Source organism: Vibrio sp. Of14-4 (assembly GCF_022347625.1).
GTDB classification, from domain to species: Bacteria; Pseudomonadota; Gammaproteobacteria; order Enterobacterales; family Vibrionaceae; genus Vibrio; species Vibrio pristinus.
In genome coordinates this window covers 63,235-85,851 of sequence record NZ_JAKRGI010000006.1, presented here as the reverse complement: position 1 = coordinate 85,851, position 22,617 = coordinate 63,235, and the positions used below count along the sequence as shown (strand labels likewise).

The 22,617-nt window shown below is 43.4% G+C and carries 24 protein-coding genes; 19 read left to right on the top strand and 5 right to left on the bottom strand.

Annotated elements, in window-relative coordinates:
- Positions 1-237 precede the first annotated feature (237 nt).
- Positions 238-3,132: a ribonuclease E gene (gene rne, locus MHN79_RS08060; protein ID WP_239172457.1), complete on the bottom strand. Its 2,895-nt coding sequence runs from the start codon at positions 3,130-3,132 to the stop codon at positions 238-240.
- 65 nt (positions 3,133-3,197) lie between these two features.
- Between rne and MHN79_RS08055 the strand changes: the two genes are divergently transcribed.
- A complete protein-coding gene (locus MHN79_RS08055) occupies positions 3,198-3,410 on the top strand; it encodes a hypothetical protein (RefSeq protein WP_239172456.1) in 213 nt (70 codons plus the stop codon).
- A 283-nt stretch (positions 3,411-3,693) separates the two neighbouring features.
- Positions 3,694-4,644, top strand: a complete 951-nt coding sequence (gene rluC, locus MHN79_RS08050) for a 23S rRNA pseudouridine(955/2504/2580) synthase RluC (RefSeq protein WP_239172455.1) — start codon at positions 3,694-3,696, stop codon at positions 4,642-4,644.
- A 49-nt stretch (positions 4,645-4,693) separates the two neighbouring features.
- Here rluC and MHN79_RS08045 read toward each other — a convergent pair whose 3' ends face one another.
- Positions 4,694-5,281 carry a Maf family protein gene (locus tag MHN79_RS08045; RefSeq protein ID WP_239172454.1) on the bottom strand — a complete coding sequence of 196 codons (588 nt, stop codon included), beginning with the start codon at positions 5,279-5,281 and terminating at the stop codon, positions 4,694-4,696.
- A 154-nt stretch (positions 5,282-5,435) separates the two neighbouring features.
- Here MHN79_RS08045 and yceD point away from each other — a divergent pair, with 154 nt between their 5' ends.
- The 15 genes from yceD (at position 5,436) to MHN79_RS07970 (ending at position 18,532) form a co-directional block, all read left to right on the top strand.
- Positions 5,436-5,960, top strand: a complete 525-nt coding sequence (gene yceD / locus MHN79_RS08040) for a 23S rRNA accumulation protein YceD (RefSeq protein ID WP_152430835.1) — start codon at positions 5,436-5,438, stop codon at positions 5,958-5,960.
- A gap of 31 nt (positions 5,961-5,991) precedes the next feature.
- Entirely contained in the window at positions 5,992-6,162 is a 171-nt protein-coding gene (gene rpmF / locus MHN79_RS08035; protein WP_114787253.1) for a 50S ribosomal protein L32, read from the top strand.
- A gap of 9 nt (positions 6,163-6,171) precedes the next feature.
- A complete protein-coding gene (gene plsX, locus MHN79_RS08030) occupies positions 6,172-7,197 on the top strand; it encodes a phosphate acyltransferase PlsX (protein ID WP_239172453.1) in 1,026 nt (341 codons plus the stop codon).
- Positions 7,198-7,202: 5 nt separating this feature from the next.
- A complete protein-coding gene (locus tag MHN79_RS08025) occupies positions 7,203-8,153 on the top strand; it encodes a beta-ketoacyl-ACP synthase III (RefSeq protein WP_160930045.1) in 951 nt (316 codons plus the stop codon).
- A 125-nt stretch (positions 8,154-8,278) separates the two neighbouring features.
- Positions 8,279-9,202 (top strand): ACP S-malonyltransferase, encoded by a 924-nt coding sequence (gene fabD / locus MHN79_RS08020; protein ID WP_239172452.1) that lies wholly within the window; start codon positions 8,279-8,281, stop codon positions 9,200-9,202.
- Positions 9,203-9,225: 23 nt separating this feature from the next.
- The gene (fabG, locus tag MHN79_RS08015; RefSeq protein ID WP_160930209.1) at positions 9,226-9,960 is read left to right on the top strand and encodes a 3-oxoacyl-ACP reductase FabG; all 735 of its coding nucleotides are present in this window, start codon (positions 9,226-9,228) and stop codon (positions 9,958-9,960) included.
- 231 nt (positions 9,961-10,191) lie between these two features.
- Positions 10,192-10,425: an acyl carrier protein gene (acpP, locus tag MHN79_RS08010; RefSeq protein WP_004406112.1), complete on the top strand. Its 234-nt coding sequence runs from the start codon at positions 10,192-10,194 to the stop codon at positions 10,423-10,425.
- Between the two features lie 91 nt (positions 10,426-10,516).
- The gene (gene fabF, locus MHN79_RS08005) at positions 10,517-11,761 is read left to right on the top strand and encodes a beta-ketoacyl-ACP synthase II (RefSeq protein WP_239172451.1); all 1,245 of its coding nucleotides are present in this window, start codon (positions 10,517-10,519) and stop codon (positions 11,759-11,761) included.
- A 76-nt stretch (positions 11,762-11,837) separates the two neighbouring features.
- A complete protein-coding gene (gene pabC, locus MHN79_RS08000) occupies positions 11,838-12,644 on the top strand; it encodes an aminodeoxychorismate lyase (protein ID WP_239172450.1) in 807 nt (268 codons plus the stop codon).
- Complete coding sequence (mltG, locus tag MHN79_RS07995; protein WP_239172449.1) at positions 12,638-13,654, top strand: endolytic transglycosylase MltG; 1,017 nt, start codon at positions 12,638-12,640, stop codon at positions 13,652-13,654. The genes pabC and mltG overlap by 7 nt, the downstream gene beginning before the upstream one ends.
- Positions 13,651-14,286 carry a dTMP kinase gene (tmk, locus tag MHN79_RS07990; RefSeq protein WP_239172448.1) on the top strand — a complete coding sequence of 212 codons (636 nt, stop codon included), beginning with the start codon at positions 13,651-13,653 and terminating at the stop codon, positions 14,284-14,286. The genes mltG and tmk overlap by 4 nt, the downstream gene beginning before the upstream one ends.
- Positions 14,283-15,245, top strand: a complete 963-nt coding sequence (holB, locus tag MHN79_RS07985) for a DNA polymerase III subunit delta' (RefSeq protein ID WP_239172556.1) — start codon at positions 14,283-14,285, stop codon at positions 15,243-15,245. Before tmk ends, holB begins: the two co-directional genes overlap by 4 nt.
- A complete protein-coding gene (locus tag MHN79_RS07980) occupies positions 15,236-16,021 on the top strand; it encodes a YchF/TatD family DNA exonuclease (RefSeq protein ID WP_239172447.1) in 786 nt (261 codons plus the stop codon). The genes holB and MHN79_RS07980 overlap by 10 nt, the downstream gene beginning before the upstream one ends.
- Positions 16,022-16,446: 425 nt before the next feature.
- Positions 16,447-17,943 carry a PTS glucose transporter subunit IIBC gene (ptsG, locus tag MHN79_RS07975; protein ID WP_239172446.1) on the top strand — a complete coding sequence of 499 codons (1,497 nt, stop codon included), beginning with the start codon at positions 16,447-16,449 and terminating at the stop codon, positions 17,941-17,943.
- Positions 17,944-18,106: 163 nt separating this feature from the next.
- Complete coding sequence (locus MHN79_RS07970) at positions 18,107-18,532, top strand: hypothetical protein (protein ID WP_239172445.1); 426 nt, start codon at positions 18,107-18,109, stop codon at positions 18,530-18,532.
- A 53-nt stretch (positions 18,533-18,585) separates the two neighbouring features.
- Here the strand turns inward: MHN79_RS07970 and MHN79_RS07965 are convergent, their stop codons facing one another.
- From MHN79_RS07965 to MHN79_RS07955, 3 genes are all read right to left on the bottom strand, one after another.
- Entirely contained in the window at positions 18,586-18,687 is a 102-nt protein-coding gene (locus MHN79_RS07965; protein ID WP_114787266.1) for a MetS family NSS transporter small subunit, read from the bottom strand.
- Positions 18,684-20,150: a sodium-dependent transporter gene (locus tag MHN79_RS07960; RefSeq protein ID WP_239172444.1), complete on the bottom strand. Its 1,467-nt coding sequence runs from the start codon at positions 20,148-20,150 to the stop codon at positions 18,684-18,686. Before MHN79_RS07960 ends, MHN79_RS07965 begins: the two co-directional genes overlap by 4 nt.
- A 479-nt stretch (positions 20,151-20,629) precedes the next feature.
- A complete protein-coding gene (locus tag MHN79_RS07955) occupies positions 20,630-21,223 on the bottom strand; it encodes a porin family protein (protein WP_239172443.1) in 594 nt (197 codons plus the stop codon).
- 132 nt (positions 21,224-21,355) lie between these two features.
- Here MHN79_RS07955 and MHN79_RS07950 point away from each other — a divergent pair, with 132 nt between their 5' ends.
- Complete coding sequence (locus MHN79_RS07950) at positions 21,356-21,448, top strand: YnhF family membrane protein (protein ID WP_239172442.1); 93 nt, start codon at positions 21,356-21,358, stop codon at positions 21,446-21,448.
- 8 nt (positions 21,449-21,456) lie between these two features.
- Entirely contained in the window at positions 21,457-22,611 is a 1,155-nt protein-coding gene (locus MHN79_RS07945) for a patatin-like phospholipase family protein (RefSeq protein ID WP_239172441.1), read from the top strand.
- Positions 22,612-22,617: the final 6 nt, after the last annotated feature.

Here is a 22,617-nt window from a genome sequence, read left to right as displayed (position 1 = left end):
ATAGGCTCTGACTCAGTTTTCATAAAAGCAAAATAAGCAGAAAAAGAGCATTGAAAATTAAGAAAAAGCTATAAATTAGACGGGTGCATGCTACCTAAAAGTGTGATTAAGTTCAATAATGAATCAAACGTTAACTGTAAGAGCTAATACCAGTTTGTCTAATATCATTATTGTTTTGTAATAATCAAAAAAACAGCCCCAGTTAAGGGGCTGATTGATACATGCTGTCACTAGTGGTTAACGCTGAGGTCGAGCCATTTTTGCACTGGATTGATTGCGAGCAACTTGGCTACCTGCACCTTTAGACAGGTATCTGCGTTCGCGGAAGGGAGCTGCGATGACAGTTATTTCTTTCATCTCAGTCCCGCCAGGAGCCTTTGCCATAGGTGCAGAGGCATGGCCTTTAAACGCTTTAGGCAAAACAATCTCAGAGTGAGCTTTTTCCTCTAATGAGGGTGTTTTAACCTCTTCAGGGCTCGGTGTCGTAATAGGTGATTCAATAGATATATCATCAACTTTACTACCTGTAGATACGGCGTCTACTTGAGTTGTAACTTGTGTGGAAACTGTCGGTTGTAGGTCAGCCTGCACTGGAGTGTTACTGCTAATAATCACTTTACCCATCGCCATTTCAGGACACAACACGCCGCCAATTTTCTCTAGTGGTGTGCTAGTAGCTTGTTTATCGACCTGTTTTGGTTGCGGCTTACTAATACCATAACTTGGCATCACTTTACCCATCGCCATTTCAGGTGATGCCACACCACCTTTACGAAGCCTAAATGGGTTAGGACGACGATCACGGCCCCGTCTTCTGCGTTGACCACTCGCTCTTAGATGGCGTGGCGAACGACGATTACGGCGTTGCTTTGGTTGTTCTACCTCTTCAACTGATGTTGCATCGCTGTGCTCCAAAGCTGTCTCTTGAGTAGTGACTGCTTGAACTTCTTTCACTTCTTCAGCCGCAACAGACTGAGCTTTTTGGTCTTTGACTCGGACTTGCTTACTTAACTTGCGACGTTGACGACGTTCTTTAATCTTGGCCGTTTTCTCTTCACGCTTAGGCTTTTCTTCGCTTTGTGCTTCAGCGGCGAGCTTTAGGCCTTCTTCAGCGACCTTGGTTGCATTAGTATCGTCACGTTGTTTGTTACGACGTTCCTGCTTGGGTTTACGATTTTGTTGCTTGCGCTCAGTAGAAGATGCTTTTACGTCGGTATTAAACTCTTCATTCTGTTTGCTATGACGGCTTTCGCGTTTGTCATCACGCAATTCTTTACGATTATCTCGACCATTACGTCGACGCTGATCGTTGTTACGGTTACGACGGTTGCGATTGTTGCGTTGAGCGTCTTTCTGTGGAGGTCTCGCCTGCTTGGCGTCTGACTCACTTTTTTCTTCTGGAGAACCAAATAAGAATTGTCCTACAGCCTTAATAAATCGAGTCACTAGACCTGGCTGGTTAGTTCCGGACTGTACTTTTTTGGGCGTCTTTGATGACGGCTTTGGCACAGGTGCGGACTGAGACGGTGCTGCGAAGCCTTTTAATGCCGGCTCCTCAAGTTTTCTTGGTCTTGCGTCAGTTTCTGTCGATTCTTTACTTTCTGCCTCTTTAATTGCTTCCAATTTACTTGGAAGTAAATAAGACAGAAGGTCAAACTCTTCTCCCTCGCGAACACGAATCACGTCAAAGTGTGGTGTTTCCATATCTGAATTAGGAACAACCGTTATTTTCACTTCTTGAATACGCTCGATATGGTTTACAGAGCGACGCTTTTCATTGAGAAGATAAGACGCTATTGGGACAGGAACAACGGCAAGTACTTGGGCTGTGTTGTCTTTAAGTGCTTCCTCTTCGATTAGACGAAGAACAGATAGTGCTAAGGATTCATTGTCACGTACGACACCTGTACCACTACAACGAGGACAGATATGATGGCTTGCTTCTGCAAGAGATGGACTTAGGCGCTGGCGCGACATCTCTAACAGTCCAAAGCGTGAAATTCTGCCGATTTGAACGCGTGCACGATCCAGTCTAACGGAATCACGAAGGCGATTTTCTACTTCACGCTGATGACGAACAGGTGTCATGTCAATGAAGTCAATGACGACTAGACCACCAAGATCACGAAGACGCAGTTGGCGTGCGATTTCTTCCGCTGCTTCAAGGTTGGTATTTAGTGCTGTTTCTTCGATATCTCCGCCCTTAGTCGCGCGAGCAGAGTTGATATCAATAGAGGTAAGTGCTTCGGTCGGATCGATGACTATTGATCCGCCAGAAGGAAGTCGAACTTCCCTTTGAAAAGCCGATTCTATCTGACTTTCGATTTGGTAGTGACTAAACAGAGGGACTTCACCATCGTATTTTTTAACTCGATTGACAAAGTCAGGACGCACCAGTCGGATATGGTCTAGAGCACGCTCATAAATAGTATTACTATCTATTAATATCTCACCAATATCACGGCGTAGATAGTCTCGGATAGCGCGCACGATGACGTTGCTCTCTTGATGTATAAGCAAAGGTGCAGGATGAGCATCAGAAGCTTGCTTAATCGCCCCCCAATGGTTGAGAAGGACATTGAGATCCCACTCTAGCTCTTCAGCACTCTTTCCAACACCAGCAGTACGAACGATAAGGCCCATACCTTGAGGAAGGTCTAGAGTGCTCAAAGCTGCTTTAAGTTGAGTCCGCTCATCGCCTTCGATGCGACGAGATATACCGCCAGCTCTGGGATTGTTCGGCATTAGAACAAGATAGCTACCAGCAAGGGAAACAAATGTTGTTAGGGCTGCCCCTTTGCTTCCTCGCTCTTCTTTTTCTACCTGAACAATGACCTCTTGGCCTTCGGTTAGCACTTCTTTTATGCTAGGACGACCTTGGTAGGTGTAGCCTTCTGGAAAGTATTCACGTGCGATTTCTTTGAGGGGCAGAAAGCCGTGTCTTTCTGCGCCGTAGTCGACAAACGCGGCTTCCAAACTTGGCTCAATGCGCGTGATACGACCTTTGTATATATTTGCTTTCTTTGATTCGTGCCCTGGACTTTCGATATCTAAGTCATACAACCTTTGACCGTCGACCAAAGCAACACGCAACTCTTCTTTCTGAGTTGCGTTAATTAACATTCTTTTCATTAATAAATCTCGTTGTCATTCTATGGCTTTGTTGCCTTTAAGCTTCTTTCAAGGTGCCTGACCCCATGGCTAAATCTGTGCAGCCTCCCGGCTGGAGGGGTGCTCTTTGGGCACATCAGCCTCACAAACGCTTTGCCTGTAAGCCGCATATTGTGGCGGATAATACTCAACATGAAAGAGTTCTGAGTAGGGCAACAATCTTGACTAATTCTCAAAATGTCTTACGCCATATGCTGCATTTCGGTAAAATAGCCGCTACTCAATATCTTGCTCAATAATGATTAGGTTTTGTAAAATAGAACCTAAGCATCCATTGCAGGTGTGAACTATAGCAGTACCCACTAAACTCAGCAATCTGCTTTACCACAAAAGGTTAAAAAACCTATTTTATATATTTTTAAGATACTGATTTTTAATGAAAATGAGATTTTCTTGCTAAAGCAATAATTATTATGACTAGTTTTTAAGCTCAGCCTCAATAAAATCAGCCTTAAAAGGGACTGAGCAATTTAGTACTCAGAAAACGTGAATTTACCGTCGCCTCAGTGATAGAATGCCTAGATGAGTGAAATTAGAACCCAAGTCCAGTTTGTCGATATTGATGAAGACATGGCTGGTCAACGTATCGATAACTTTTTACGTAACCAACTTAAAAATCTTCCCAAGAGCATGGTTTACAGAATCTTGCGCAAAGGGGAAGTTCGCGTGAACAAAAAGCGAATTAAGGCGGAATATAAACTTCAAGCAGGAGATATAGTCCGTATTCCTCCAGTCACCATTGAAGAAAAGCAGGAAGAGTCACAACCACTAAACACAAAGCTTAATAAGGTGGCAGAGCTTGAACATCTAATTATCTACGAAGATGACCATATCCTCGTTCTCAATAAACCCTCAGGAACGGCTGTTCATGGTGGAAGTGGACTTAAATTTGGAGCAATTGAAGCACTGCGAGCGCTTAGGCCTCAATCACGTTTTCTTGAGTTAGTGCACCGTATTGATCGGGACACCTCAGGATTATTACTGGTTGCTAAAAAGCGGTCAGCACTTCGTCATCTTCAGGCGCAGTTTCGTGCTAAAACAGTGCAAAAGTACTATTTTGCCCTAGTCATGGGGCAATGGAAGTCGAGTTGTAAAAAAGTGACAGCGCCATTGTTGAAAAACGAGGTCAACAGCATAGTGCGAGTTAACGCTCAAGGAAAACCTTCAGAAACGCGATTCAAAATTATTGAAAAGTTTTCTCAAGCCACGCTTGTTCAAGCCAGTCCAATTACAGGGCGAACGCACCAGATTCGAGTTCATACTCAATATACTGGTCACCCAATCGCTTGGGATGACCGTTATGGCGACAGAAGGTTTGACGTTTATATGTCTCAAGTAGGCTTAGATAGGTTGTTTCTTCATGCTGCGAATATCAAATTTCAGCACCCATCGAATGAACAGTGGATGGAGGTTGATGCGCCAATGGAAGAGAAACTCTCTAGAGTACTGATTAGCTTACGTCAACTTACATGAAATAAGTAGCCTGCATACTGCGGGCTACTAGTTTGAGATTCTAATTGTTTTAGGGCGTTAATACGTCCATGCCTTGTTTATATAACATGTCGACCAAGTCAATTAGTGGCAGTCCAATTAGCGTATTTGGGTCTTTGCCTTCCAGCTTTTTGAACAAGGCTATCCCTAATCCCTCACTTTTAAAGCTCCCCGCACAGTCATAAGGTTTTTCAGTATCGACATAATATTCAATCTGGGCTTGCGTAAGTTCTCGAAAGTGAACACAGAAAGTATCTAGGTGGACATGAGATTGTTTACTGGTGCTATTGTAAATGGCTAGGCCTGTAAAAAACTGGATGACTTTTCCGCTTTGGCGACTTAACTGTTCAATCGCCGTTTGGCGGTTGTGAGGTTTGCCGATAATTTCACCGTTAATGACACACACTTGATCGCTGCCGATCACTAGGCTGGGTTGGGTGACAGTGCAAGATTCTGCTTTAGTTTTAGCGAGTCGTTTTACGAGGCATTCGGGGCTTTCGTTTTCATTAGGAGTTTCATCACAATCAGGTGACGCTGTGATAAAAGGAACCGATAACTTAGCGATAAGTTGCTGCCTGTATTTGGAGGTGGAGGCGAGAATAAGTTGGAAATTTGCCATATTTTGTTATTACAATTTAGTTTTAACCAGATGCGAAAAGATTAAAACATATTGTACTTCTCGTCTCTGGTGTTTTGATAGCAATGAAAAAAACTATAACTTTTTGCCCTTTTCCTTTGACTAAAAATGAATAGGAAGATAGAATTCGCGCCCTATGCAAAAGGTAAAAATACCGCGAACAGTTGATCCGGCTAGAGCTGCCCAGAAACGCTTAGACTACGATGGTATCATCCAAGTCAGCCTTTTTAAGCGCTTATTCGAATCAGTTGAAGGCGTTAAACGCGACGCTCAAGTGTCATTGTCATTTGAGTTAGATGAACAGCGACTTGTTGTTATCTCTGGTAAAGCTAACATCGAAGTTGATTTAGAGTGTCAACGCTGTAACGAGAACTTCGCTCATGAATGCGAAGTAGAATTCACTTACACACCTTACAAAGGTGAACAAAGTGAAGAAAATGCACCGGAAGAGTACGATTTGGTAGATCTGAACGAGTACGGTGAAATAGACTTGATACAGTTAGTTGAAGACGAGTTCATTCTAAACTTACCTCAAATTGCCAAGCATGAAGATGCGGATTGTAGCGTTCAATCAGACAATTTGGTATTTGGTGAAATTCCAGAAGAAATTGTGGAAGAAAAGCCGAATCCATTCGATGTTTTAAAAAACTTAAAGAATTAGTTCTTTAAGCGTTAACATAGGAGTAGGGTCAATGGCCGTACAAAAGAGCAAGAAATCACGTTCTAAGCGTGGCATGCGTCGTTCTCACGATGCCCTAAACACAGCCGCGCTATCTGTAGATGCGACTTCAGGTGAAACACACCTGCGCCACAACGTAACTGCTGAAGGTTACTACCGTGGCAAAAAGGTTATCAACAAGTAAGGTTGACCTTTGCCTAATATAACCGTTGCACTTGATGCAATGGGCGGGGATTTCGGTCCTCGCGTTACAGTGCCTGCCGCCGTGCAGGCATTGTCGCATTTCCCTGAGCTAAAAGTGATACTCATAGGCGATCGTATCCAGATCGCTGAACAACTGTCTTTACTTGGTTATCAGTCCAATTCACGCTTGGTGGTTCAGCATAGCGACCGAGTCATTTCTAATACGGAAAAACCTTCTTTAGCGTTAAGAAATAGTGATGGTACTTCGATGTCTCAATCCATCGATGCTGTCGCGAAGCACGAAGCGGATGCATGTGTGAGCTGTGGTAATACTGGGGCTTTGATGGCGCTGTCGCGTTTTAAACTCAAACTTTTACCTGGGATAGATCGTCCGGCACTGATTTCTGCGCTTCCTACTGTGTCAGGTGCTAATACTTGGATGTTAGATCTTGGCGCTAATGTCTCCAGTGACGCAGACTCCTTATTTCAATTCGCTATTATGGGAAGCGCCCTCGCTGAACAATACTTAGAGCGTCCTCCTCGCGTCGCCATTCTCAATATAGGTGCAGAAGAAATTAAAGGGAACGACTTAGTAAAACGCTGTGCTGAGATGCTCTCTCAAACCAACTCGATTAATTACATTGGCTATATTGAAGGTAACCAACTCCTTAGTGATGTGGCTGATGTGGTCGTTTGCGATGGTTTTGTCGGTAATGTTTGCCTTAAAGCTTGTGAAGGTACGGCGCAGATATTTATCAACAAGCTGAGGTCGAGTATGATGGCCTCATCGATAAAGGGTTGGATCACAAGAAAGTTATTTTCTGGGTTGTTTAATGATCTGAAAACGCTGAACCCCGACCAGTATAACGGCGCAAGTTTGTTAGGATTGCGCGGCATTGTAATAAAAAGCCATGGAAGTGCTGATGTAGAAGCTCTTGTCAATGCAATTGGCGAAGCATTACACGAGGTCAAACGACAAGTACCAAGCCGTATTAGCGATCGTTTGGAAGCGGTTTTACTCGAGAGGCATTATTAGTCTTCATGTATAGCAAAATTTTAGGTACTGGCAGCTACCTGCCATCTCAGGTGCGTTCTAACGCAGATTTAGAGAAAATGGTAGATACAAGTGATGATTGGATCGTAACTCGTACCGGGATACGAGAGAGACGTATTGCTGCTGAGAATGAAACGGTTGCGGATATGGGCGCTATCGCGGCACAGCATGCTATTGAAATGGCGGGAATTCAAACCGATGATATTGATCTTATCATTGTCGCCACAACCAGTAGTAGCCACACCTTCCCATCGTCTGCGTGTCAGGTGCAAGCTAAGCTAGGTGTTTCAGGTTGCCCAGCGTTTGACATTGCAGCAGCTTGCTCTGGTTTTATTTACGCTTTGTCTGTTGCTGATCAGCATATTAAAACGGGTATGTGTAAAAATGTTTTGGTTATAGGTTCTGATACCTTGTCGAAAACATGCGATCCCACCGATCGTTCAACAATCATTTTGTTTGGTGATGGTGCTGGGGCTGTTGTTGTTGGAGCTAGTGAAGAGCCAGGGATATTATCCACGCACATTTATTCCGATGGTCGTTTTGGAGAGCTATTGAGCTTAGAAGTACCTGAACGTGGAAAAGATGCAGACAAATGGCTGCACATGGCGGGTAACGAAGTGTTTAAAGTCGCGGTTACTCAGCTCTCAAAGTTGGTCAAAGATACACTAGCAGCCAACAATATGCACAAATCTGAACTAGACTGGCTTGTGCCTCATCAAGCGAATTACCGGATTATATCTGCGACGGCTAAAAAGTTGTCTATGTCCCTTGATCAAGTAGTCATTACCCTTGATAAGCATGGTAATACCTCTGCAGCAACAGTTCCGACGGCTCTGGACGAAGCGGTTCGAGATGGTCGAATCCAACGAGGTCAAACGCTTTTGCTTGAGGCTTTCGGTGGTGGTTTCACGTGGGGTTCTGCGTTAGTTAAATTCTAAGCTAGCGTATATTTTCTAAGTTTTTTGATGTCTAGAGTTTCCCTTTTTGCCAGCTCAAAAGTGGTGTGCAAAATAGTCTCTAGAAATAGGCATCGTTTGTTTGTTACTTTTTAAAGGTAAATAGAATGAGCAATTTTGCTATCGTTTTTCCAGGTCAAGGTTCACAAGCTGTTGGTATGCTTGCTGAGCTTGGCGAGCGGTATGATGTAATAAGAAACACATTCGCAGAAGCTTCTGAGGCGTTAGGTTATGATCTGTGGTCTCTAGTGCAAGATGGCCCAGCAGAAGATTTGAACCAAACGTTTCGTACTCAGCCTGCCTTGCTGGCTTCTTCAGTAGCGATCTGGAGAGTATGGCAAGAATTAGGTTTGGAGCAGCCAAGTTGTATCGCAGGCCATAGCTTGGGTGAATATTCAGCTTTGGTTTGCGCTGGTGTTATTGATTTCAAGCAGGCCATTAAATTGGTTGAATTGCGTGGACAGTTAATGCAAGAAGCGGTGCCAGCTGGTACAGGCGCAATGTCTGCCATCATAGGTCTTGACGATGAATCTATTGCGAAAGCATGTGAAGCAGCAGCCCAAGGGGAAGTTGTTTCTCCGGTGAACTACAATTCGCCTGGTCAAGTTGTAATTGCGGGCAGTAAAGAAGCTGTCGAGAGAGCTGGAGCACTATGTAAAGAAGCCGGCGCTAAAAGGGCATTGCCTTTGCCAGTCTCTGTGCCATCTCATTGTGCACTAATGAAACCAGCGGCAGACAAACTCGCTATTGCGCTTGAGGAAATCGAATTCAATGTGCCTCAGTTGCCCGTTATCAATAATGTCGATGTGACTGCAGAAACGGATCCAGCAAAAATTAAAGAGGCACTGGTTCGTCAACTCTACAGCCCAGTTCGCTGGACTGAAAGTGTGCAGCATATGAGTGATCAAGGTGTAGAAAAACTGTTTGAACTTGGCCCAGGTAAAGTATTGACTGGCCTGACAAAAAGAATTGTTAAAACGCTCAGCGGTGCAGCGGTTAATGATTTAGCATCACTTGACGCGGTTAAGTAAATATTTGAGGAATAGCAATTATGATGAATCTTGAAGGCAAGGTTGCTTTGGTGACAGGTGCGAGCCGTGGTATTGGTCGTGCTATCGCCGAGCTTCTGGCTGAAAGGGGAGCGACAGTGATTGGTACTGCAACTTCTGAAAATGGAGCAGCGGCTATTAGTGACTATTTGGCAGACAAAGGTAAGGGTCTTGCCCTGAATGTGACCAATGTCGAATCAATTGAAGCAACTCTAAAAAATATCAATGATGAATTTGGTGCCATCGATATTTTAGTGAACAATGCTGGTATCACTCGCGATAACTTGCTGATGCGCATGAAAGATGACGAGTGGAATGACATCATTGATACCAACTTAACGCCGATTTACCGCATGTCAAAAGCAGTACTTCGTGGCATGATGAAAAAGCGCTCCGGTCGTATCATTAATGTCGGCTCGGTTGTCGGTACAATGGGTAATGCTGGACAAGCTAATTATGCAGCTGCTAAAGCAGGAGTGATAGGTTTTACTAAGTCCATGGCACGTGAGGTTGCATCTCGTGGTGTGACTGTAAATACGGTTGCTCCGGGTTTTATTGAAACCGATATGACAAAAGCGCTTAATGACGAGCAAAGAGCAACCACTTTATCTAATGTTCCTGCAGGTCGTCTTGGAGATCCTAAAGAAATTGCGTCAGCAGTTGTTTTTCTTGCATCTCCAGAAGCTGCGTATATTACGGGCGAAACTTTGCACGTTAATGGCGGCATGTATATGGTTTGATGCTAAGCTGAACGAATTTGGTTATTTACTGTAGGAAAATAGCCTATAGTTTGTGATGTGTCGCATCTATGTGCGCAAGATTTGTGCATGATATAAGTCAAAAATGTATTGAATTTCGGTAAAAATCGCGAAATTTGTGGTTTGACCAGCAAGTACCCCCTTGCAACTTTCAATAGTTCGAATAAACTACGGAACCATCGCATTGAGCGAAATCTGTAAAGGAAAAGAAAAATGAGCAACATCGAAGAACGCGTAAAGAAAATCATTGTTGAACAGCTAGGTGTAGACGAAGCAGAAGTAAAAAATGAAGCTTCTTTCGTTGACGATCTAGGTGCTGATTCTCTAGACACTGTTGAACTAGTAATGGCTCTAGAAGAAGAATTTGACACTGAGATTCCAGATGAAGAAGCTGAGAAGATCACAACTGTTCAAGCTGCAATCGACTACGTAAACAGCGCTCAGTAATATCTCTCCCAGGCGGCCTTCTGGCCGCCTGTGTTCTTTTTAACTCTTCTATACCTTTCATAGAATCATATCAATTCCGGAGAATAGAATCGTGTCCAAGCGTCGTGTTGTTGTCACTGGCATGGGTATGTTGTCACCGGTCGGCAACACAGTAGAATCATCGTGGAAAGCCCTGCTAGAAGGTCAAAGTGGTATAGTTAATATCGAGCACTTTGATACAGAAAACTTTTCAACTCGCTTTGCGGGATTAGTGAAAGGTTTTGACTGCACAGAATACATGTCAAAGAAAGATGCCCGTAAGATGGATTTGTTTATCCAATACGGCATCGCAGCTGGTATTCAAGCTCTTGATGACTCAGGCTTAGAAATTAATCATGACAACGCAGCTCGCGTTGGTGTGGCTATAGGCTCAGGTATCGGTGGGCTTGACCTTATCGAAGCGGGTCATACCGCTCTGGTCGAAAAAGGGCCGCGAAAAGTCAGTCCTTTCTTTGTCCCGTCAACCATAGTTAATATGGTTGCTGGAAACCTATCGATCATGCGTGGCCTTCGTGGTCCTAATATCGCTATTTCAACAGCATGCACCACTGGTCTTCACAACATCGGCCATGCTGCTCGTATGATTGCTTACGGTGATGCTGATGCTATGGTCGCAGGTGGAGCAGAGAAAGCTTCGACTCCGCTGGGAATGGCAGGGTTTGGTGCTGCTAAAGCGCTATCTACTCGTAACGACGAACCGGAGAAAGCATCGCGTCCTTGGGATAAAGAGCGTGATGGTTTTGTTTTAGGCGACGGTGCTGGTGTGATTGTGCTTGAAGAATATGAGCATGCCAAAGCTCGAGGTGCCAAAATTTATGCTGAGCTTGTTGGTTTCGGTATGTCTGGCGATGCCTACCATATGACCTCTCCAAGTGAGGACGGTTCTGGTGGTGCTCTGGCGATGGAAGCTGCAATGCGTGATGCTGGTATCACAGGTACCCAAGTTGGCTATGTCAACGCTCATGGCACCTCTACACCTGCCGGTGATGTCGCAGAAGCCAAAGGTATTCGCCGCGCGCTAGGCGAAGAAGGCACAAAACAAGTAAAAGTGTCTTCTACTAAGTCTATGACAGGTCATCTTTTAGGTGCCGCAGGTTCTGTTGAAGCCATCATTACTATCATGGCTTTAGTTGATCAAATGGTGCCGCCTACGATTAACTTAGATGATTGTGAAGAGGGGCTAGAGGACATTGACCTTGTCCCACATACTGCTAAGCCAATCAGTTCAGATTATGCGATTTGTAACTCATTTGGTTTTGGTGGAACAAACGGCTCTTTGGTCTTTAAAAAAATCTAAAGAGTCTGAGAGTAATTTGTGATAAAACGGCTTAATGCGCAGGCATTAGGCCGTTTCTTTATCTATGGAATAATATATGTACTGGGTAAATGGACGAGAAGCAGAGACGATCTCTTTACATGACCGCTCTTTTCAATATGGTGATGGTTGTTTTACTACCATGTTGGTTAAAGGCGGGCAGGTACAATATTGGGGTTTGCATAAAGAAAGGATGCAATCATGTTTGGGGTTGCTTGGTATTTCTCCCCCTGATTGGAGTCAAGTCGAAGGTTGGCTGCAAAACGCGATTACAGGAAAAACGGAATCTGGTATTAAACTTCATATCAGCCGTGGTGAAGGCGGTCGTGGATACAGCCCCAACAAAGTAAAAGGGCCCAATGTAATTATCAGTGCTTTTGATTTTCCTGCTCATTACGCAAGCTGGATGATTGAAGGTGTTCAGTTAGGTATATGCTCCAAACGTCTTGGGCATAATCCTATGCTTGCAGGGCACAAACATAATAATCGGCTTGAGCAAGTATTACTCAAGTCTGAAATGGATAGCAAAGGTTTTTCTGACGGAATCGTGCTTGATATTAAAGACAATGTTATTGAAACCACAATGGCTAATATTTTTTGGATTAGCCAAAATGTTGTTTATACGCCAGAACTCACTAACGCTGGCGTAAAGGGAGTGATGCAACGTGTTATCATTGATTCAGCAGTTAAGAATGGCATAGAGGTGAGAGTGGGTCACTACTCGCTCAAAGAGCTGTATGCAGCGGAGGAAGTCTTTATTTCGAATTCTCTCCTTCGTATAGCACCTGTCAAAGCTGTTGGTCCGCAATCCTATGTAAAAGGCTCAGTGACAAAGACGATTCAGGAGATGATTAACCAGTGGTAAAAAGAATCACCTTATTGTTGTTAAGTTTTGTAGTACTGGCAGGTGCTGGTTATGTCTACTTAACAAAGCATATGGAACAATACGTAAACCAAGCACTGATATTAGACCAAGAGCGAATATATACCATTGAGTCGGGAGCGAGCTTTAACCAAGTATTATCTCGGCTGACAAAAGAGCAACTGATCGAATCTGATAAACTCATTCCCTTGGTACACAGATTTTACCCGCAAATGTCTGAAGTTAAAGCTGGTACTTATTTGATGATACCGGAAATGACGCTAAAGCAAGCTCTAGAGCTATTTAACATGGGTAAAGAGCACCAGTTTGCCATTACCTTTGTCGAAGGGTCGACATTTTCTGAATGGCTTGATTCCTTGCAGCAAGCTCCACACCTTGACCATAAAGTTCAAGGCATGACAGAAGCGCAAATTGCCCAGAATATAGGTGTAAAACAGAGTAAACTTGAAGGCTTGCTGCTTGCAGAAACCTATCATTACACTGTGGGTACATCTGATCTCGATATATTAAAGCGCGCAGCCAATAAATTACAACAAGTACTGGATGAGCAGTGGCCTTTGCGTCAGAAAGATCTTCCACTTGATTCACCTTATGAAGCCTTAATCTTAGCTTCAATTATCGAGAAAGAAACCGCAGTAGAATCAGAGCGAGAGCGAGTGGCTGCCGTGTTCGTTAATCGACTTAATAAGCGAATGCGATTACAAACCGATCCGACCGTGATTTATGGTATGGGAGATAAGTATGATGGTAATATTCGCAAGAAAGATCTGCGGACGCCAACTCCTTATAATACCTATACTATTTTCGGTCTGCCGCCAACTCCCATTGCTATGCCAGGTAAAGCATCCATTAAAGCGGCACTAAACCCAGAAGATAGCCGCTATCTTTATTTCGTCGCGAGTGGGAACGGTGGTCATGTGTTTTCAAAAACATTGGCAGAACATAACCGAGCCGTTCGTGCTTATTTAAAACAGTTAAGAAGTAATAAATGAACAAAGCTAAATTCATTGTTGTTGAAGGTCTAGAAGGCGCGGGGAAAAGTACAGCGATTAAAACAGTACTTGATACGCTTCAAAGTGAAGGCATAGAGGACATTCAAACTACACGGGAACCAGGTGGTACGGTATTGGCGGAACAGTTGCGTACTTTGGTCAAACAAGATCATAAGGGTGAATCACTTCAAGATATGACCGAGCTTTTGCTCATGTATGCTGCTCGAGTTCAGTTGGTTGAAAATGTAATTAAGCCTGCGTTGGCTGTTGGTCATTGGGTGGTTGGTGACAGACATGATATGTCTTCTCAAGCCTATCAAGGAGGTGGACGGCAGCTCCCACTGAAGACATTACAAGAACTTAAACAAACAACGCTGGGTGAGTTTGAGCCTGATTTGACCATTTATCTTGATATTGACCCCAAGCTTGGTCTCTCCAGAGCGAGAGGCCGAGGTGAGCTAGATCGCATTGAAAAGATGGAGATGAGTTTCTTCGAGCGCACAAGAGAGCGTTATCTCGAATTAGCTTCTAGTGATGACAAGGTTGTCACCATCAATGCGAATCAAAGCATTGATGCTGTTGCCAGTGATATACAAAGTCAACTTAGAAAATGGTTAAAACGGCATCAATGATATCCACGTATCCATGGTTAAGTAGCATTTGGCAGGAATGGCAGTCTAGCCTAGAGCAGGATACCTTTCCCAATGCTGTTTTGTTGAATTCTCATCAAGGTTTGGCTACTGAAGCGTTGATCTCGTCATTTGCTCAAGCGTTGATGTGTAGCAACTATGTTAGTGAAGCGTGTGGTATTTGTCATAGTTGCCAGTTAATGCAGGCAAGCAACCACCCCGATTATCATCTTATTAAACCGGAGAAAAGTGCTAAATCAATCAGTGTGGACCAAATTCGAGGTTGTAATCGATTAGCGCAGGAGTCATCTCAGCTATCTGGAAAGCGTATCTTTATCATCGAACCAGCCGAGGCAATGACAGAATCTGCCGCAAATGCGCTTTTAAAGACTCTTGAAGAGCCCTCGGGTACCTGTATGTTCTTACTTATCTCTTATCAGCCACACCTGTTGCTTCCGACGGTGAGTAGCCGGTGTCAAAGGTGGCAAGTGACTAAACCTTCGGCGCACGAAGTCTCTGATTGGCTAAGTGAGAAAGTGTCAGTGAATATCCCTCCTCACATCGCACATGTCAACGGTAATGCGCCCACCACTATTCAGTTATTTTTAGACAAAGGACAAGAAGCGCTTTATCAGCAAATAGAATTAGGTCTATTGGATGTCCTCAAGAATCGCGGTGATATGATTGCTTTGGCCAAGCAACTCGCTAGCTCGCATGAAGAGTCTTTGAATTGGGTGTGGTACATACTTACTGATGCACAGAAACTTCATTTTGGACTCGACGCACCATACTTTTCCCCCATTGCAAAAGAGCTTATACACTACTTAAGCTATGAGAAGCTCTTTCAACAAACAGAAAATCTGAGCAATTTAAAACAGCAACTCAGAGAATACCCAGGGCTTAACAGTGAATTGCTAATTCTAGATTGGTTAATCAAGTTTAACGAGGAAGTATGTTCATAGATTCTCACTGTCACCTAGATAAATTGGATTACAGTAACCTGCATTCAGGGATTGATGAGGTAATTGAAAAGGCAAAGGCATCGAATGTCACTGACATTCTCTCAGTAGGGGTAACCTTGGATGCCTTTCCTCATATGATGGAATTAATTCAACCTTTTGAGAATGTCTATGCTTCATGCGGTGTCCACCCCCTTGATGTTGGAAGTGAATTTTCATTAGAACGCCTTTATAAATTCGCATCGCATTCTAAAGTCGTCGCAATTGGTGAAACGGGTCTTGATTATCACTACCAACCTGAAACTAAGAATTTGCAGAAGCTACGCTTCGAGCAACATGTGGAACTGGCGGTAGAGATAGATAAGCCACTAATCATCCATACTCGGCAAGCGAGACAAGATACTTTGGATATTTTGCGAGCGGGTAACGCAGAAAAATGCCAAGGTGTGATTCACTGTTTTACTGAAGATTTAGCTTTTGCCAAAGCAGCGCTAGATTTAGGCTTTTATATTTCAATCTCAGGTATTGTCACCTTCAAACAGGCAACTGAATTGAAAGAGGTTGTCAAAGCGCTTCCGTTGGAGTGTTTATTAATAGAGACGGACTCCCCTTATCTAGCACCGGTTCCTCACCGCGGAAAACAAAATCAACCAGCCTACGTTGCGGAAGTGGCTTCTTATATAGCTCAGCTAAAGGGAGTGTCAGTCGCTGAAGTTGGACTTAAAACCAGCAAAAACTTCCGAAATCTTTTTTTTCGTCAAAAAAATAGTTGCGAGTAAAAAAAGACCGAAAGATCACTTTTTTATGTTAAACATCACGATAATGAGAAATATCACGCTTGTTTACTAAAAGTGTTGAACTCGTGGGGCTAACCTGGGTTAAATGTAATTTTGTTACGTGAAATAACAAGGCATATGATTTTATTTTTACTGTAAAATTAATATTATCACTATTTATTTTTTTATATTTCAATGTCTTATGTTGTTATTCGTAGTAAATACCCCATTTTTAGACTGTGATCTATCTATTAGTTTGAAACTTATTTTCGTAAGCGGCTAGAAAGTTTGTTTACCATCAATATATATTTAGAGCCGGAAAATATACTGTCATATGTGGTTACATTTTCCACGGGTGCTAACATTTAAGGCTGCGGGGGTGTGCCGTTAGAACCCAAGAATTCTTATAATTTTTCAGGAGCATATATATGTTTAAGAATCTTTTTGCTAACCTGCAAAAAGTGGGTAAGGCTCTGATGCTTCCAGTATCAGTTTTACCTGTTGCGGGTATCCTGCTTGGGGTTGGTGCAGCCAATCTAAGCTTTATTCCAGAGATTGTTTCGAATCTTATGGCACAAGCGGGTGGCTCTGTATTTGGCCAGATGGCGTTATTATTTGCAGTCGGTGTTGCACTTGGCTTTACCAATAACGATGGCGTTGCCGGTCTAGCGGCTATTGTTGGTTATGGCATTATGACAGCTACACTAGGAGCGCTCGCTCAGTTAGATGTGGAGTCTGCTAAAGCAGCGGCACTTGCGGCTGGAAACGTATTAGATGACAAAGCGGTAGAGTTGATTTTAAAACGTTACGAAACAGGCGTGCTTGGCGGTATCCTAGTTGGTGGTATTGCAGCTTGGTCCTTTAACCGTTTCTTTAAAATTCAGCTTCCAGAATACTTGGGCTTCTTTGCCGGTAAGCGTGCCGTTCCAATTATCACTGGTTTTCTAGCTATTGCATTGGCACTTGTTCTGTCCGTGATCTGGCCTCCTGTTGCAGCGGTTATGCAGTCATTCTCTGATTGGTCAGCACACCAAAATCCACAGGTAGCTTTCGGTATTTACGGTATTGTTGAGCGTTCTTTAATCCCATTTGGTTTGCATCACGTTTGGAACGTACCTTTCTTCTTTGAAGCTGGATCTTGTGTAAATGCAGCTGGTGAACCTCAAACTGGTGTTCTTACCTGTTACTTGGTGGCTGATGAAGCATCTCGTGCTGCTGGTAATGGCTTTGGACAGCTGGCTGGTGGTTACATGTTTAAGATGTTTGGTCTACCCGCTGCAGCGATTGCTATTGCTCATTCTGCTAAACCAGAGAACCGAGCAAAGGTCATGGGTATTATGGCATCAGCGGCATTGACGTCATTCCTGACAGGTATCACTGAGCCAATTGAATTCTCATTCCTATTTGTTGCTCCAATCTTGTATGGTATCCACGCTTTGCTAGCGGGTTCAGCCTACGTTGTAGCAAACACTCTTGGTTTTGTGCATGGTACGTCTTTCTCACATGGTCTAATCGATTTCCTTGTTCTTTCAGGTAACGCTCAGAAAGTTGGCCTGATGGTAGCAACAGGTATTGTTTATGCGGTTATCTACTACGCTGTATTCCGTGTTGTAATCAAGGCATTGGATCTGAAGACTCCAGGACGTGAAGAAGAGTCACTAGAAGAAGCAGAAGCATCTGGCTCTGAACTTGCTGGTGAGCTTGTTGCAGCCTTTGGTGGTAAAGCTAACATCACAGGCTTAGATGCATGTATAACTCGCTTACGTGTTGCAGTAGCAGACGCAGAAGCAGTCGATCAAGAAAAACTAAAACAGCTTGGCGCAGCCGGTGTTGTTGTGGTTGCTGGTGGTGTTCAAGCCATATTTGGCACTAAGTCAGATAACCTTAAAACAGAAATGGATGAGTGGATCCGTAACAACGGCTAATTCCCATAAATCTAACTAGAGAAAGGAGGCATGAGCCTCCTTTTTTTGGACTCAGCTTGATTAAAACTATCAAATTTATCACTTACCCTAACTTTGACCTGACATACAGTTGCTTCTTATCTGTAGATTTGAACGCTGTTTTATTAGATTAGAGTACAGAGTAATGAAGATACATAATTTAGTCAGAGCGGCTTTGTTCGGCTCTATTTTGGTTACAAGTGCGACGGTGCTAGCTGAAGGTGAAAGCGGTCATCAGTGGTCGGCAGGTATGGCATTCGATCAAGACTTAAGTGCAGTTGTTGAATTGGATGATAAGTATCGCCTTACCTTAGGTAATGATGGTGCTGCTTTCGATTACATATTTGCTAAGGGAAAATTTGATGCGGATGTACCTTTTACCTGGTATGTTGGCGCGGGAGCTTGGAGTGAGTGGGACCACGATGAGTTTGGAGCCCGAGTTCCTCTTGGTGTGAACTGGAATTTCCATAAAAACTGGGACATGTATGGACAAGTCCATCCCGAACTCGACTTACATGGCGGCGCAGAACTACAGATTGGTGGAGCACTTGGCGTTAAGTATACATTCTAGCTCATCCGACAATGCCGACATAGCTATGTCGGCATTTTTAATTAGAAAGGAACTTATGACTCTTTCTTATTCATTGCTCTTATCATACAAATGGCGGCGCCACCCCAAGTAAGCCCTAGTCCCAGCACCATCATAATAATTGCTCCAGTAGTCATAGTGATTCCTCTTGTTTATTTGTCGCATTAATTAAAACACCAATAACAAATAGCGCTGCTATCATTGCCCAGCCTAAAGTTAGATCGTAGTCACCATAACCTTCGGTAAATAGTGTGTGTAGCTTGGTTGCTAGGATAATGGCGAGCATTATTGGGGTTATGAACTTAAGACAGACGATAAACCAAGTCCCGATTGAAAAATCCGAGATGTCATTGGCGTATTGACGCACATCAGCGACCCTGTTTAGAAGCCATGCCATCAAGACAATTTCTACTAATCCACCAGCCATAATTCCGACATTGTTGGCAAAATGGTCAACCAGATCAAGAAGGAGCAGTCCGCCATTGGTTGCAAAGGCCATTGATACAATGACGCCTACACCTATGACTATTGTTGCCGCTTTTCTCCGGCTCCAGTTCAATTTGTCCATTATGGCGGAGGTCACGGCTTCCATAATTGAAATATGCGAGCTCAGTCCAGCGACAACAAGAGCAAAGAAAAACAGAGGCCCTAGGATATAAGGTGCAGGTAGTAGATTGATTGCGGCGGGCAGAGTGACAAATGCCAGACCAACCCCTGCTGAAACCACATCAGTAAGAGGCTTTCCTTGCTCGAAAGCCATGTAGCCCAGCACTGAAAAGATCATAATACCAGCTAAAATTGAGAATCCACAGTTGATGAGGACAGTCATAAAGGCATTATTGGTAATATCTGATTTCTCAGGCAAGTAACTGGAATAGGCGAGCATGATTGCAAACCCGATACTCAATGTGAAAAATATCTGCCCGTAAGCCGCTGCCCAAACTTTTACGTCCCATATCTTACTAAAGTCAGGCTCGAACATGTAGTTTATGCCGTTGAGTGCTCCCGGTAGAAAAACCATTCGAGCTATAAGCAGCACAACCATAATAAAGAGGATTGGCATCATAATTTTTGAGGCGCGTTCTATACCAGATTTCACACCACCAACAATGGCGGCATATGTAATAGCCCAAGCAATACCCATAGCGGCGGCTATTTTCCATTGGATGCTACCTAAGTTAGTTGGAGAGTTGTCACCCAGTGCTAAGTACTCTTTAAAAAAGAAAGCATTAGTGTCGCTTCCCCAGCTTTGATCAAAAGACATACTAAAATAAGAAATAGCCCAACCAATAACGGCTACGTAGTATACGGCTATAACAGCTGCAACCCCTACTTGAAACCATCCGAGCCATTCAAACTTAGAGTGTATTTTAGCAAGGGTTCGAGGCGCACTTCCTCGGTATTTTTGCCCCATACTGAACTCGAGTATCATGAAGGGGATGCCTGCTGTGATCATGGCAAAAAGGTAGGGTATGAAAAAAGCACCACCACCGTTATCATAAGCCATGTATGGGAAACGCCATATGTTTCCCAACCCGATCGCCGATCCTACTGCAGCTAAAATAAAGCCAGCTCGGGATCCCCACTGTTCTCTTTTCATATATAGGACTCCTGTAAATCCAATATCCTATAGGTAAAGCGACTGAAATGATGCGTTAGCCGAACGTTAGCTTGCCGCACCCAGTACATAAAAGTGGATATGCCTTTATAGATGGCATTTATAATAAAAACTCACTTCTAATAAATAACAAAAAAGCCATTTGTACTGATAAAGCCACCTTACACTAGGTTTTTATGCTTGTTTTTGGATGTGTGTTTGTCAAAGCTGAAATAATCAGCTTTATGTAATAAAAAGATTAACTACTAAAATGACTTAACGCAATAGCATAGATGTGTAAAAAGTAATTTAAGATCTTGCAGTTAAATTAAAATAGGTAAGTGAGTATGAAAATTGAGCGTATTGTGTGATATACGATAGGTTAGAGCTGACAGTTACACTGCAAAACTCGGAAGTCACCATAATGAACAGGGGCAGTTTGATCTCAGCTGAAAGCTTTATAGAGAGTCTTCTTGTTAAGGTCAGAAATTCCAAGTAAGCCCCAAATTGGCAGCAAACTGATTCATCCAATCTGTTTTGAATTTAATAATACAGTTATCGGATTCTGAAGCAGACAAGTTACATATACCACTGGTATCGTTATCAACCACGGTCCCCAGCCAGCGCAACTGAGTATTTAGAGCTAAGTTATCATGAAAACGGTACTCAAACCCGCCGAAAATACTGGCTGAAAATCCCAATTCATCGTCAACCCAATCCGCGTCTATATACGACGCACCTAATCCAATACCCAAATAAAATGAGACTTCTTCTTCTGTCGGATAGTAGACGCTACTTTGAAATTGGAGATAGTGAATGTTTGATTCTAAGTTGATATCGTCGACGTTTGTGTCTTGATTAGAGTAGAAAAGCCCAATTCTTCCGTCTTGCAAGTCAACCTCTCCGGTAATGGCATAACTTACTGAGCCTTCCACGTCATAAATCATCTCATTTTGGGCAATGACTTTTCCACCCCCTGTGTATCCTACCCAAGGAGTAAGATAGACATCAGCCCAAACGGGAGTCGACAATAAGGTTATTATTATGGTGATAATATATTTGATCTTGTTGCTCATAATAGCAGTCCCTTGGAACAAGACATTTTTGTAATTGTGATACTAACATCATAATTACGCACAAAAAAAAGGGAATATTTGAAGATACTTCACAAGGGTGTTATTACTTTGTTACATAACAAGGAGGTGTTTATGGAGCTTGAGTTAAAGTATGCGATAGCCATCACAGTAATCGTATTTACTCTACTTATCGGTTTTGGTGTGGTCGCCATTACGTCCGTTTAGGCCTGCTGATGAGCAATAGCGGCATTGTAACGGGTGCGACTATTGAGTTAGACCCTATTCGCCTTGCCAAGTATACAGGGGGAAAAAACGCGCTTGTGGCTCAAGGGGGAGGGCAACGCGGCATCTTTACTTCCGGCGTACTTGACGCTTTTCTTCTCTCTAATTTTGACCCCTTTGATGTTTTTTATGGCACTTCTGCTGGAGCGCTTAACCTATGCGGCTTTCTTTGTCGCCAGAAGGGAATAGGGCGCGCGTTCATTCTGGATCTCACCACTGATCCTATGTTTTTTAATCTCTTTCGTTATATAAGGCGCAAGCAGCATCTAGGAATAGATTGGGCTGTAGATAAAATAAGTGACTATCCATACAAGTTAGACATAGATATGGGTAGAAAAGTACTTGCAGACAGAAAAGCTTTTGCAGCGGTGACCGATACCAGCCGTTTATTCGACCATTACTTGCCTATGTTGCAAGACGATTGGCGTAAGGTAATGATTGCGACGTGCGCGATTCCTAGATTGTATAACCAAGCGGTTGAGTTTGAGCATGGGATATATGTTGATGGAGGGGTGTCGGCGTCCATTCCGGTTCAAGAAGCTTGGCGTAAAGAGGCTCGTTGCATCATTGTCATAAGGACGGAGGGGGAGGATTTAGAAACCGAAGTTGAAGAAGAAATGCGTAATGAAAATACGCAATGGTACCGAGGCTCTTTCAATCTTGTACAAGAAAGGTGGCAGCAAAAGCTATCAAGCTGGAAGCAAGATTGGGCAAGTTTTTTCACAGAGCAGTTGCAGCGTTCGAAAGAAGAAAAGCTCAGGCATGTTCACCTTGAAGCTCTTAATGGTGGGCGGTGGTTGTTTGGTGCTGAAGATATCTACCGCTTAAGTTACTTACTAGGAGAGAAGTTTGACTCCGGACTTGCAGATATGCTGATGGTTCATTACCAGACTTATTCTTTGACCCAAGATTTTATGCATAACCCTCCTGATGATTGTTTCATCGTACAGATAAAACCCGCAAGGCCGCTTTTGTCGAGCTCCTTGATGAGTGAAAGAGAGGCTTTGTTACATGACTATCAAATGGGGCTTGACGCTGGATTCCGGTTTGTTGAAATGTACGCTTCTGTATCGACCAGAATAACTTCTCATTTTCACCATATCTAGCTATGT

Bases quoted from the DNA above. Each gene is read 5' to 3' on its own strand.
- MHN79_RS08045 (WP_239172454.1), bottom strand. From the start codon at position 5,281: ATGGCAAATTTCCAACTTATTCTCGCCTCCACCTCCAAATACAGGCAG.
- MHN79_RS07955 (WP_239172443.1), bottom strand. From the start codon at position 21,223: ATGAGCAACAAGATCAAATATATTATCACCATAATAATAACCTTATTG.
- fabG (WP_160930209.1), top strand. From the start codon at position 9,226: ATGAATCTTGAAGGCAAGGTTGCTTTGGTGACAGGTGCGAGCCGTGGT.
- MHN79_RS08055 (WP_239172456.1), top strand. From the start codon at position 3,198: ATGGCTAAATCTGTGCAGCCTCCCGGCTGGAGGGGTGCTCTTTGGGCA.
- ptsG (WP_239172446.1), top strand. From the start codon at position 16,447: ATGTTTAAGAATCTTTTTGCTAACCTGCAAAAAGTGGGTAAGGCTCTG.
- rluC (WP_239172455.1), top strand. From the start codon at position 3,694: ATGAGTGAAATTAGAACCCAAGTCCAGTTTGTCGATATTGATGAAGAC.
- MHN79_RS07960 (WP_239172444.1), bottom strand. From the start codon at position 20,150: ATGAAAAGAGAACAGTGGGGATCCCGAGCTGGCTTTATTTTAGCTGCA.
- MHN79_RS07980 (WP_239172447.1), top strand. From the start codon at position 15,236: ATGTTCATAGATTCTCACTGTCACCTAGATAAATTGGATTACAGTAAC.
- rne (WP_239172457.1), bottom strand. From the start codon at position 3,132: ATGAAAAGAATGTTAATTAACGCAACTCAGAAAGAAGAGTTGCGTGTT.
- fabD (WP_239172452.1), top strand. From the start codon at position 8,279: ATGAGCAATTTTGCTATCGTTTTTCCAGGTCAAGGTTCACAAGCTGTT.
- holB (WP_239172556.1), top strand. From the start codon at position 14,283: ATGATATCCACGTATCCATGGTTAAGTAGCATTTGGCAGGAATGGCAG.
- MHN79_RS07970 (WP_239172445.1), top strand. From the start codon at position 18,107: ATGAAGATACATAATTTAGTCAGAGCGGCTTTGTTCGGCTCTATTTTG.
- MHN79_RS07965 (WP_114787266.1), bottom strand. From the start codon at position 18,687: ATGACTACTGGAGCAATTATTATGATGGTGCTGGGACTAGGGCTTACT.
- MHN79_RS07945 (WP_239172441.1), top strand. From the start codon at position 21,457: ATGAGCAATAGCGGCATTGTAACGGGTGCGACTATTGAGTTAGACCCT.
- pabC (WP_239172450.1), top strand. From the start codon at position 11,838: ATGTACTGGGTAAATGGACGAGAAGCAGAGACGATCTCTTTACATGAC.
- yceD (WP_152430835.1), top strand. From the start codon at position 5,436: ATGCAAAAGGTAAAAATACCGCGAACAGTTGATCCGGCTAGAGCTGCC.
- tmk (WP_239172448.1), top strand. From the start codon at position 13,651: ATGAACAAAGCTAAATTCATTGTTGTTGAAGGTCTAGAAGGCGCGGGG.
- MHN79_RS08025 (WP_160930045.1), top strand. From the start codon at position 7,203: ATGTATAGCAAAATTTTAGGTACTGGCAGCTACCTGCCATCTCAGGTG.
- acpP (WP_004406112.1), top strand. From the start codon at position 10,192: ATGAGCAACATCGAAGAACGCGTAAAGAAAATCATTGTTGAACAGCTA.
- rpmF (WP_114787253.1), top strand. From the start codon at position 5,992: ATGGCCGTACAAAAGAGCAAGAAATCACGTTCTAAGCGTGGCATGCGT.
- MHN79_RS07950 (WP_239172442.1), top strand. From the start codon at position 21,356: ATGGAGCTTGAGTTAAAGTATGCGATAGCCATCACAGTAATCGTATTT.